Raw genomic sequence first — 11328 nt, 5'->3', positions numbered from 1 at the left:
CGCGGTCGGACCCGGCGTCCGCGACGAGGCGCCCTGGAGGCCGGCTTGCCGAACATCCCGGAAGACCGCACGTACACGAAGGACCACGAGTGGGCGCAGGAAGTCCCCGGCGGACGCTGGCGCGTCGGTCTCACCGATTACGCGCAGCGCCAGCTCGGCGACGTCGTCTACGTCGAACTCCCGGAGCAGGGAGCCAAGTTGGATGCGAGTGAGCCGCTGGGGACGGTCGAGTCCGTCAAAGCGGTCTCGGAGATCTACATGCCGCTCGCCGGGACCGTCGCCGCGGTGAACGACACGCTCGCGGACGGCCCGGAGCAGCTCAACGACGACTCGTACGGCGACGGCTGGCTCATCGAGATCGCCCCGTCCGGCACGGTCGACACCGAAGACCTGCTGAGCGCGGCGGACTACGCGGAGTACGTCCGCGAGGAGTCCGAGGAGTAGGCGGAGGCCGACGGGACCGGGCCGTCGGGTAGGCCACGGAGCGGGCCGGGAGCAGTCGTGGGGGCGAGGCTGCGGAGCATGCCGCGGTCGTCCGGCCCGCCGGGGTGCCGAGCACCGGGTCCAGTGGCGTGCCCGTGCGCGACCGGTCAGACCCGGGTCGGCCCCCGGACAGGCTCCGGTCAGTCCCCGGCCACCACGATGTCCAGGCGGCCCGACGCGAGCCGGGCGGTCAGCTTCTCGCCCGGCTCGACCTCGCCCGGGCTGCGGACCGCCTGGCCGTTCTCCTTCTGGAGGACGGCGTACCCGCGCTCCAGCGTGGCCGCCGGGGACAGCGCCACCACCCGCGCCCGGGTGTGCTCCAGGTCCGTCGCCGCGTGATCGAGGCGGTGCCGCAGCGTCCGGCGCGAGCGGTCGACCAAGGCATCGACCTCCTCCTCGCGCACCCCGACCATGCCGTACGGATCGGCGAGCACCGGGCGGCTGCGCACCGACGCGAGCCCGTGCTCCTCGCGTTCGACGCGCATCGCGATGGTGTGCCGTGCTCGGTCGCGCAACTGGTGGATGCGGGCCATCTCCTCGCCCACATCCGGGACGATCTTCTTCGCGGCGTCGGTCGGCGTCGACGCGCGCAGGTCGGCGACCAGGTCGAGCAGCGGGGTGTCGGGCTCATGGCCGATCGCGCTGACCACGGGGGTGGCGCAGCCGAAGACGGTGCGCACCAACTCCTCGTCGGAGAACGGCAGAAGGTCCTCGACGCTGCCGCCGCCGCGCGCCACGACGATGACGTCCACCGACGGGTCCGCGTCAAGTTCGCGGACCGCCTGGACGACCTGCGGCACCGCGTGCACACCCTGGACCGCCACGTTGCGCACCGCGAAGCGCACGGCCGGCCAGCGCCGCCGCGCGTTCTCCAGGACGTCGCGCTCGGCCGCGCTCGCCCGGCCGCAGACCAGCCCGATGCGGTGCGGCAGGAAGGGCAGCGGCTTCTTGTGGCGCGGGTCGAAGAGCCCCTCGGTGGTGAGCGCCCGCTTGAGCTGCTCGACGCGCGCGAGCAGTTCGCCGATGCCGACCGGACGGATCTCGGTGGCACGCAGGGAGAGGGTGCCGCGCGCCTTGTACCACTCGGGCTTCGCGTACACGACCACGCGCGCGCCCTCGGACACCACCTCGCTCACCGCGTCGAACACGCGGCGGAAGCAGGTGACCGAGATCGACACCTCGGCGGACGGATCGCGGAGCGTGAGGAACACGACGCCGGCGCCGGGACGGCGGCTCAACTGGGTGATCTGGCCCTCGACCCAGACGGATCCGAGCCGGTCGATCCAGCCCCCGATGAGGCGCGAGATCTCCGATACGGGGATGGGGGATTCCGCAGAGGTGGTCAGCGCCATGCCGCCACATTACGGGTCGGGACCGACACTTTGGGTGTACGGCGCCGCGCGACCGCCGACCGGAGCGGAGGCGCCCCCGTACCATGGACGGCATGACTGAGGTCGCTCCGCAAACCCGCCGCGTCCTGCTCGCCGCCCCCCGTGGGTACTGCGCGGGCGTGGACCGGGCCATCGTCACCGTCGAGAAGGCCCTGGAGCTGTACGGGCCGCCGGTCTACGTCCGCCACGAGATCGTGCACAACAAGTACGTCGTCGAGACGCTCCGCAAGCGCGGCGCGGTCTTCGTCGACGAGGCGTACGAGGTGCCCGAGGGCGCGACGGTGATCTTCTCCGCCCACGGGGTGGCCCCGGTCGTGCACGAGCAGGCCGCCGAACGCAGCCTCAAGACCATCGACGCCACCTGCCCGCTGGTGACCAAGGTGCACAAGGAGGCCGTGCGCTACGCCGAGGACGGCTACAACATCCTCCTCATCGGCCACGAGGGCCACGAAGAGGTCGTCGGCACGATGGGCGAGGCGCCGGAGAGCATCACACTGGTCGACGGCCCGAAGGACGTCGCGAACATCGAGGTGAGCGACCCCTCCAAGGTGGTGTGGCTGTCGCAGACCACGCTGTCGGTGGACGAGGCCATGGCCACGGTCGGCGCGTTGAAGGAGAAGTTCCCGCTCCTCGAAAGCCCGCCGAGTGACGACATCTGCTACGCGACGCAGAACCGCCAGGTCGCGGTGAAGCAGATCGCCGCCGAGGCCGACCTGATCATCGTCGTCGGGTCCAAGAACTCGTCCAACTCGGTGCGGCTGGTCGAGGTCGCGTTGGAGGCGGGCGCGGGTGCGTCGTACCTGGTCGACGGGGCCGACGAGATCGACGAGGCGTGGTTGGCCGGGGTCGCCACGGTCGGCGTGACGAGCGGCGCGTCGGTGCCCGAGGTGCTGGTCGACGGCGTGTTGGAGTGGCTGGCCGGGCACGGCTTCGACGACGTGCGGGTGCACACCGCGATGGAGGAGCGCCTGGCGTTCTCACTGCCGCAGGAGCTGCGCCGCGACCTCAAGGCGGCCGGGCAACAGGCCTGACGTACGTTCGCCCCTCGGATCCCGGGAGGGTCCGAGGGGCTTTGCGTGCCCGGGGGCGGGTGCCTGCTTCGGCCCGGCTTCTTCGCCCGGTCTTGTGCGGCTCGGCTGTCCGCGCCGGCTCGCCCCGGTCGCGCGCACCTTGGGTGTGGCCGTCGCCGCTCGGCTGTCCGCTCCGGCTCGCCCGGCTCGGCGTCAGCGGTCGCGTGGCCCTGGGGCGGGGCCGCCACGGTCGCGGTCGCGGCCCTCGCGTACCGCCGCCCGCCGCCGGGTCGCCTCGCGGTCCGCGCGCAACCGGACGAAGACGACCGCCGCCGCGAGCACCGCGCCGCCCCACAGCACCCCGGCCTTGAAGGTCAGCGCCGTGAACATGTCGAGCACGGTCCGGAGGACGAAGCCTTCGCCGTTGTCGCTGGGGAAGAACAGGCTGAGCGCCAGTATCGTCAGCGCGAACGCGAGCGGCGGCGCGATCACCGCCGCGGCCAGGTCGCGGATCCGGGTCTTGACCGCGACCAGCACGCATGTGGCCAGGAAGACCGTGCCGAACAGCGCGCCCAGCGTGTCGGTGACCATGTGGTCGAGCACCCCGCCGAGCAGGGTGGCGCCGGACGCCACGACGAAGGCGCCGGGGGCGGTGAGCCCGGTGGCGGAGGCCGGACGGCGGCGCTGCGCGGGGCGGCCGTGGGGGTCGGCGCCGCGGCCGGGGCTTCTGCCGTCGCCGCGCCCGCTGCCCTGACCGTTCCCGTTCCCGCCGCCCTGGCCGTTTCCGGGCCCGCTCCCGTGGCCGCCGCCGGGGCCCGGCCTGCCGCCGGGTCCGCCGGGACTCTGCCGTCCGCGCGGCCCTGCGGTGCCGCCGGTCACCGACGGCGCGGAGGGCGGGGGTGGCGGAGGCGAGGGGCGACCGTGCGGGAGCGCGGAACCGCCGGGGTACGACCTGTCGGGGGCGTCCGGTCCGTCGGCTCCGCCCCAGCCGGGCTCGCCGGGGTCGGGTGCGGGGAAGGCCCGTTCGGCCGCTGCACCGGGAGGGGCGCCGGGAGACGCACCGGCACTCGGCGGGGCCGCCGCCTCCGGGCGTCCGGGGGGCTTGGGCGGTACGGGACGTGGTGCCCCCGTCCCCGGGGTCACGGGCTCGGGCGGTTCCGCGCGCGGCGATCGGCGACGACGCACCGGCTCACCCCGCCCGGGCGCCGGCACGGGACGCCGCCCCTGCGGGGGCCGTCCGGCCGCCGACGGGCGGGCTGCTCGGCTGCGCTGTTCCACAAACCCACGGTATGTGGTGAACCACGGACAAAGGGGTGAGGAACACGCGCTTCCTTGGTTGATCCGACTTGGTTGTCCGGCCTCGTTGATCTGACCTCGTTGATCCGACCTGGGTGATCCGACCTGGGTGATCCGACCTTCATGGTCCGACCCTCATGATCCGATCCGGCACTGCGGCCGGGAGAGCCTGTCCCTTCCTCGTCCTCGGTGCCGTGCATCGCCGAGCGCGGGCCCGAAGCTCCCGCTCACTCGCGCGAGGACGCCGACGGCGCGCCGTGCGTCCCGTCCAGCGGCGGCAGCGAGCGCAGCCGGTTCCCCTCCTCCGCCGACGCCACCAGTTCCGGAGCGGACAGCGACCGGGCCGTCTGCTCGACCTGCGACGGTACCGCCAAGTCGTCCTCGACCAGGCGCAGATCGCGCATGCGCCGCGCGCTGACCAGCACGCGCGCCTCCAGCGAACCAATCGTGCGGTTGTAGGCGCCGACCGCGCCGGTCAGCGAACGGCCCAGCCGGTCCAGGTGCTCGCCGAGGTTGCCGAGCCGGTCGTACAGCTCGCGGCCCAGCTCGAACACCTCGCGGGCGCCGTCGGCCAGCGCGTCCTGGCTCCACGCGTACGCGACCGTGCGCAGCAGCGCGATCAGCGTGGTCGGCGTCGCCAGCACGACCTTGCGCGCGGCGGCGTACTCCATCAGGCCCGGCTCCTGCTCCAGAGCCTGCGCGAGGAACGCCTCGCCCGGCACGAAGAGGACCACGAACTCCGGAGTGGTCTGGATCTTCTGCCAGTACGCCTTGCCGCCCAACTGGTCCACGTGCGTGCGGAGCTGCCGCGCGTGCGCGACCATGCGCTCGGCCCGCACCGCCTCGTCGTCGCTTTCCGCGGCGTCGAGGAACGCGGCGAGCGGCACCTTGGAGTCGACCACCACGTGCTTGCCGCCTGCCAGGTGCACCACCATGTCCGGGCGGTAGAGCCCGTCGTCGGTGCTCACCGACGTCTGCGTGTCAAAGTCGCACCGCTCGACCATGCCGGCCAACTCGACCGCACGGCGCAGGTGCATCTCGCCCCAGCGTCCCCGTACGTCCGGCTTGCGCAGCGCGGTGACCAGCGACGCCGTCTCGCGGCGCAACTGCTCGCCGGCCAGCCGCACATCGTCGATCTGGCGGCTGAGCGCGGCGGACGCGGCGGCCCGGGTGCGCTCCAACTCGCCGAGCCGCCCGTCCAGTTTGTCGAGGGTCTCGCGGATCGGGTCACCCGCGATTCGGAAACGGTGGTCCGCCAGCTCCAGGAACTGCGCGTTGCTGCGCGCGAGCGCGTCGGCGGACAGCGCCCGGAAGCGCTCGCTCATCTGCTCCTGCGCGCGCTCGGCGATGGTGACGGCGTCGAGGGCGGCGTTGTGCTCGGCCTCCAGGCGGGCGATCCGGGCGCTCGACTGCGTCCGCGTCCACAGCACGCCCAGGGCGGCGCCCAGCGCGAGGCCGATGAGCAGCAGCAACACAGCGGTGACGTCCATACGTTCATCCTTGCGGCTCAGCGCCGCCCGCACCGCCGCGGCACGCCGACGGCGCCCGGCCCGTCGGGCCCTGCCCGTCGGGCCCTGCCCGTCGCCCGTGGCCGACGCCCCAACGTCCCAACGTCCCAACGCGCCTCGGCCCGTCGCGCTCAGTTGTCCGGCAGTTCCGGGATCGGTCCGGGCGGCGGCGCGATGCGCGGGTTGCCCGCGCGCTGCCGGATCTCGGCCGCGATGATGTCGGGGCTCTCGACGATGAAGGTGATGCCTCGCGTGTGGAGCGGCGTGAAGAGGTCGTGGGCGAGGGTGCGGAACAGCCTTGTCTCGACGTACCGGATGCGCAGTTCCTCGGTGGCGGCGAGCGTGTGCGTGCCGACCGACAGGTGCGCCTGCCCATACAGGCTGTTCCCGGTCATGCGGAGGGTGACGTGGCGGATGTCCTCCCAGGCCAAGTGCTTCGGCCCGGAGGTGTCGTACAGCACGAGGTGGCTGCCCGTGATCGCGAGCCTGCGTTTCGCGTACGCCCACACGCAGGCCGGGCCGATTGCCGCCAGGGCCACGCCGACCACGGAGAACAGCGCCGCGGTGCCGCCGAGGACAAGCAGGAGTCCCGCGAGCATGACGCCCGGCGCCGAACGCCGCAGCTCCCAGATGTGTCTGGTGCCCTCCCAGCGCACGGCGTCCGGCCCGGCCACGCGGTTCAGTGTTGCCACGGTCGGCCCCCGGTCCCCGTAGATGCGTGTGTGGTCGCCATGTCTCCCGTCCAAGCTAGGAGGTACGCGGGGCACGGGGGAGAGGAAAGCCCCCCAACCTGCACTGCCCAGGCAGAGGCGGTGCGCGGCGCCGATAGAATGGCAGCGGCGTACCCTGCTCCGGCGCACCCGGGCGGGTCCCGCACCCACCCCACCAGCCGCCCCCACCACTTCTAGGGAAGCCACGTTGTCGCTCACCATCGGAATCGTCGGTCTGCCCAACGTCGGCAAGTCCACCCTGTTCAACGCCCTGACCAAGAACAACGTGCTCGCCGCGAACTACCCCTTCGCGACGATCGAGCCCAATGTGGGCGTGGTGGGCGTCCCCGACGAGCGGCTTGGCAAGCTCGCCGAGATCTTCGGCTCGCAGAAGGTGCTCCCGGCCACGGTCGACTTCGTCGACATCGCGGGCATCGTGCGCGGCGCCTCCGAGGGTGAGGGCCTGGGCAACAAGTTCCTCGCCAACATCCGCGAGTCGGACGCGATCTGCCAGGTCATTCGGGTGTTCACCGACCCGGACGTGGTCCACGTCGACGGCAAGGTCTCGCCGAAGGACGACATGGAGACCATCAACACCGAGCTGATCCTGGCCGACCTCCAGACCATCGAGAAGGTCCTGCCGCGCCTCCAGAAGGAGTCGCGCCTGAAGAAAGAGTCGGCGGTCGCCGCCCAGGCGGTCGAGGAGGCGCAGAAGGTCCTGGAGAGCGGGCAGACGGTGTTCGCCGCCGGGCTCGACTCCGCCCCGCTGCGCGAGCTGCACCTGCTGACCGCCAAGCCGTTCCTCTATGTCTTCAACGTCGACGAGGAAGAGCTGACGAACGAGGAGCTGAAGGCCGAGATGCGCGCACTCGTCGCCCCGGCCGAGGCGATCTTCCTGGACGCCAAGATCGAGTCCGAGCTGATCGAACTGCCCGACGACGAGGCCCTCGAACTCCTCCAGAGCCTCGGCCAGGACGAGTCCGGCCTGTCCCTGCTCGCCCGCGTCGGCTTCGTCACCCTCGGCCTCCAGACCTACCTCACGGCCGGTCCCAAGGAGGCCCGCGCCTGGACGATCAAGAAGGGCGCCACCGCCCCCGAGGCCGCCGGTGTGATCCACACCGACTTCCAGCGCGGCTTCATCAAGGCCGAGGTGATCGCCTTCGACGACCTCGTCGAGACCGGCTCGCGCGCCGAGGCACGCGCCAAGGGCAAGGCCCGCATGGAGGGCAAGGACTACGTCATGCAGGACGGCGACGTCGTGGAGTTCCGCTTCAACGTCTGATCCGGGGCGGCCGGTGCCGGGCGGCCGGTCCCGGGCGGCTCGTTCGGACGGCTCCCCCGGGCGCTTCGTCCCGGGCGTCCGAGTGCCGCCGTCCGGTCGGTTGTCGACCGGAGGATGATCACTGCGAGTCAGGCGATTTGCGGCTTTGGCGGCAGATGCGGATGGTGGCTGTCGGTTACCGGACCGGAACGTCGTATTACCGTTTCGCGCGGGACCGATGGTGTTCGTCTCTTGGGAAAATCCGATCCTGCTAGCATCTCGCCGCATGGTGACGGAGAACCGGCCGAGCGGCTGGTACAAGGATCCTTCGGGGCAGCCGAACACGCTGCGTTGGTGGAACGGTTCGTCGTGGACGGACGACTTCCGCCTCCAGTCGGACTTCCTTCAGTCTTCGAGCGCGGGGGACCAGGCACAAGCGAACGCGCAGGACTCCGGGGCGCCGGCGCCGCCCTCCGGACCGCAGCCGCCGTACACGGTGCGTGACGAAGCGGCGGCCTCGCAGCCGACCGTGGCCGCACCCGCGTCGGGGGCCGGTTCGGCGTCCTCCTCGTCCTCCTCGCCGTCGTCGTCACCGCCGTGGCCGGGAGCGGACCGTCCCATCCCGCAGCCGATCACACCCGTGCAGTTCGAGGCCGTCGAGCCGAACCGGCGCAAACGGTTCGTCATCATGGCCGTCGTGGCGGCCGTCATCGCGGTCGGCACCGGTGTCGGCGGCTACTTCCTCGGCCAGGGTGACGACGACAAGACCACCACGACCTCCGCGCCCTCGTCGACGCCGCCGCCCACCGTCGCGCTGCCCACGGACGTCGCCAGCCCCGACGGCTTCGCGGGTACGCCGCTGGCCGGGGGCAAGCCGATCGCGGGCGCGCAGTCCGTCACCGGCCCGAAGGAGATCGTGGTCTTCTCCGTCCCGACCGGGTGGACCCCGCAGGTCGACCCCAAGGCGACGAGCGAGGAGAACCGGTTCGTGCTCGCGCCGTACGAGTGCACGGGACGCGCGGGCGGAAGCTGCTCCCGGGGCACCGTCGTGCACAACCTCCGCCTGCTGAGCGGCGGTTGGTCCGACCTCAAGTCGCTGACCCTGGGCATGGGCGGGGAACTGGTCGCCGTCCAGACCGACGCAGCCGAACCGGCGCCCAAGCCGCTGAAGCAGCAGGCGCTCACCCTCCAGGGGAACGACGCCTACCTCGTCATGTGGGACCTGCCGAACCTGGTCGGGAAGACCGCGCCGAGCAGTTACTGCGGAGTCCTGTCCGTGCGCGTCGGCACAACCACCGAGGTGGCCGTGTTCCAGATGTGCCTGGACCGCACCGCCGAGGCGCCGCCCGTCTCGCTGATGGACGAGATCGCCAACTCGATCCAGGTGAAGACGAGCTGATGCGGACGAAGTAGCGCACGCGCGCCGCGGCCGCGAGCGGCGGCGCGTACCGCGTCCGTGCGTATCGGAACGAAGCAAGAAGCACGAACACCAAGCACCAAAGGGAGGGACACGGTCCGTGTCTGGGACGGGGGACCGCCGTGGCCGTCGAAGGGCTCGCGAGGGACGCGTGCGCCGCGCCAACAAGCGCGAGCGCAGGAACCGAATAGCCCACCGCGCGTATCTGGACTGCGCGACCGTCGCGGGGCCGCTGACCCCGGCGCCGGAAGGCCCCTACACGGTCGGCTTCCGCGCGGTCGCGCGTCCCTGGACCAAGTTCACGCTGCACGTGCTCGTGCTGGTCAACGCCGCCGCGGGCCTGGCCTTCGTGGGCTGGCTGCTGCTCCCCGAGCACGTCCCCGGAGCGGGCGTCACCTGGATCGACGGATGGAAGCTCACGGTCGCGCGCATCGCGTTCTGCGCCGTGATCATCGTGGAACTCACCCGCCTTGTCCAGACCGTCTCGGTGTGGATTTTCGCGTCCCGCGCGCGTGACCCGATACCGGTCGAGGCGCAGTCGGGCCTGCGCGTCGCGGTGCTCACGACGATCGTCCCGGCCAAGGAGCCGATCGAGATCGTGGAGCGCACGCTCGTCGCGATGAAGGAGATCGAGTACGACGGCGAGGTGGACGTCTGGATCCTCGACGAGGGCGACGACCCCGAGGTGAAGGCGATGGCCGCGCGCATCGGCGTGCACCACTTCAGCCGCAAGGGGCGTCCCGAATACAACCGCCTGGAAGGCGAGTTCCGGGCCAAGACCAAGTCGGGCAACCACAACTCGTGGCGTGCCGAGCACGAGCACAAGTACGACGTCGTGGCGCAGATGGACCCCGACCACGTGCCGCTGCCCTGCTTCCTGGAACGCACCCTCGGCTACTTCCGCGACCCCGACGTCGCGTTCGTCGTCGCCCCGCAGGTGTACGGGAACATGTACGACAACTGGGTCGCGCACGGCGCCGGCGTCCAGCAGTTCATGTTCAGCGGCGTCGTGGAGCGCGGCGGCAACGGCCTCGACGCGCCCCTGCTGATCGGCACCAACCACCTCTACCGGCCCACCGCGTGGCGGCAGATCGGCGGCTATCAGGACTCGATCATCGAGGACCACCTGACCAGCATGCGGATCCAGGGCACCGACAACCCGGAGACGGGGAACCGGTGGAAGGGCGTCTACACGCCGGACGTGCTGGCGATCGGCGAGGGGCCGACGTCCTGGACGGACTACTTCAACCAGCAGAAGCGCTGGGCGTACGGCATCTGGGAGATCCTCCTGGACCGCAAGCTGCGCTCCGGGATCCGGCTGAGCCTGCGGCAGCGCATCCTGTACGGCTTCGTGCAGTTCTACTACCCGAGCGTCGCGGTGACGAGCCTGCTCGGCATCGTGGCGACGGCCACGTACCTGCTCTGCGGCATCAGCGCGATGCGCGTCAACGGCGCCCACTGGCTGGCCCTCTGGGGTGCGAGCATGGGCAGTTGGTTCGTGCTGTGGCTGTGGCTGCGGCGGTTCAACCTGGCGGCCCACGAGCGCCGCGAGGTGGGGGCGGCGGGGATCGCGCTGACGCTGTTCGCGGGGCCGGTGTACGTCTCCGCGGCGGTCGCGGCGATCCTGCGCAGGCCGCTCGCGTACGCGGTCACCGCGAAGGGCGAACTGCGCAGCGCCGAGTCGTTGGGCACGTTCCGCCTGCACCTGTTCTGGGCGGCGCTGGCCGGCGGGCTGATCGGCGCGAGCGTCATGCTGTCCAACGACCAGACGGTGCTGCGGGTTTGGGCGGGGCTGGCGCTGTTCACCGGGCTCATGCCGCCGCTGATGTCGCTGTTCACTGGCCGCCGCGCGGCCCGCGACGCCGTCAAGGCCGCGGCGGCTCGCGCCGAGCAGGTGCGGGAGGCGCGCGAGCGGGTGGAGGCGCGGTCGCGGCGGGCGGCGGACGCGGAGGCGCCCGTACCGACGGCGAAGGCCCTCGGCTCGGTGCCGGGGCAGCGTGGGGAACCCGGGGGCGGCGCGGTCGAACTCGGCAAGGGCGCGACCGAACTCGGCGAGCCTGCGGGCGACCTCGGCTCCCACGCAGAACCCGGTGACGCCGGGGCCGAACTCAGTGGCTCTGCGGACGACTTCGACTCCCACTCGGAACTCGGTGACGCGGGAGCCGAACTCAGGGGCTCTGCCGCCGACTTCGACGGCGTCTACTACGACGAGACGGCCGCCGGTGCCCCCGGCCGCCGGGCGGTGGGGTGAC

At 71.9% G+C, this 11328-nt stretch carries 9 protein-coding genes; 5 read left to right on the top strand and 4 right to left on the bottom strand.

Annotated elements, in window-relative coordinates; translation table 11 throughout:
- Positions 1 to 45 precede the first annotated feature (45 nt).
- A complete protein-coding gene (gcvH, locus tag ACRX5S_RS28555) occupies positions 46 to 444 on the top strand; it encodes a glycine cleavage system protein GcvH (protein ID WP_436776009.1) in 399 nt (132 codons plus the stop codon).
- Between the two features lie 179 nt (positions 445 to 623).
- On the opposite strand, the gene xseA is transcribed toward gcvH, so the two are convergent.
- On the bottom strand, positions 624 to 1835 hold the full coding sequence (gene xseA / locus ACRX5S_RS28550) for an exodeoxyribonuclease VII large subunit (RefSeq protein WP_436776008.1): 1212 nt from the start codon (positions 1833 to 1835) through the stop codon (positions 624 to 626).
- A gap of 83 nt (positions 1836 to 1918) precedes the next feature.
- On the opposite strand from xseA, the gene ACRX5S_RS28545 reads away from it, so the two are divergent.
- Positions 1919 to 2905: a 4-hydroxy-3-methylbut-2-enyl diphosphate reductase gene (locus tag ACRX5S_RS28545; protein ID WP_436776007.1), complete on the top strand. Its 987-nt coding sequence runs from the start codon at positions 1919 to 1921 to the stop codon at positions 2903 to 2905.
- Positions 2906 to 3097: 192 nt separating this feature from the next.
- Here the strand turns inward: ACRX5S_RS28545 and ACRX5S_RS28540 are convergent, their stop codons facing one another.
- The 3 genes from ACRX5S_RS28540 to ACRX5S_RS28530 all read right to left on the bottom strand — a co-directional run bounded on the left by ACRX5S_RS28540 (position 3098) and on the right by ACRX5S_RS28530 (position 6380).
- Entirely contained in the window at positions 3098 to 3763 is a 666-nt protein-coding gene (locus tag ACRX5S_RS28540; RefSeq protein WP_436776006.1) for a DUF6542 domain-containing protein, read from the bottom strand.
- Between the two features lie 644 nt (positions 3764 to 4407).
- On the bottom strand, positions 4408 to 5670 hold the full coding sequence (locus ACRX5S_RS28535; protein ID WP_436776005.1) for a DNA recombination protein RmuC: 1263 nt from the start codon (positions 5668 to 5670) through the stop codon (positions 4408 to 4410).
- A 149-nt stretch (positions 5671 to 5819) separates the two neighbouring features.
- Positions 5820 to 6380, bottom strand: coding sequence for a hypothetical protein (locus ACRX5S_RS28530; RefSeq protein WP_436776004.1), 561 nt, complete (start codon positions 6378 to 6380; stop codon positions 5820 to 5822).
- Positions 6381 to 6606: 226 nt separating this feature from the next.
- Between ACRX5S_RS28530 and ychF the strand changes: the two genes are divergently transcribed.
- The 3 genes from ychF (at position 6607) to ACRX5S_RS28515 (ending at position 11327) form a co-directional block, all read left to right on the top strand.
- The gene (ychF, locus tag ACRX5S_RS28525; RefSeq protein WP_436776003.1) at positions 6607 to 7680 is read left to right on the top strand and encodes a redox-regulated ATPase YchF; all 1074 of its coding nucleotides are present in this window, start codon (positions 6607 to 6609) and stop codon (positions 7678 to 7680) included.
- Between the two features lie 265 nt (positions 7681 to 7945).
- Entirely contained in the window at positions 7946 to 9058 is a 1113-nt protein-coding gene (locus tag ACRX5S_RS28520) for a DUF2510 domain-containing protein (protein ID WP_436776002.1), read from the top strand.
- Between the two features lie 169 nt (positions 9059 to 9227).
- Positions 9228 to 11327, top strand: coding sequence for a glycosyltransferase family 2 protein (locus ACRX5S_RS28515; protein ID WP_436776001.1), 2100 nt, complete (start codon positions 9228 to 9230; stop codon positions 11325 to 11327).
- Position 11328 lies beyond the last annotated feature (1 nt).

The organism is Yinghuangia sp. YIM S09857, from assembly GCF_051388915.1.
GTDB lineage: Bacteria > Actinomycetota > Actinomycetes > Streptomycetales > Streptomycetaceae > Yinghuangia.
This window is presented reverse-complemented; position numbering and strand designations above follow the sequence as displayed.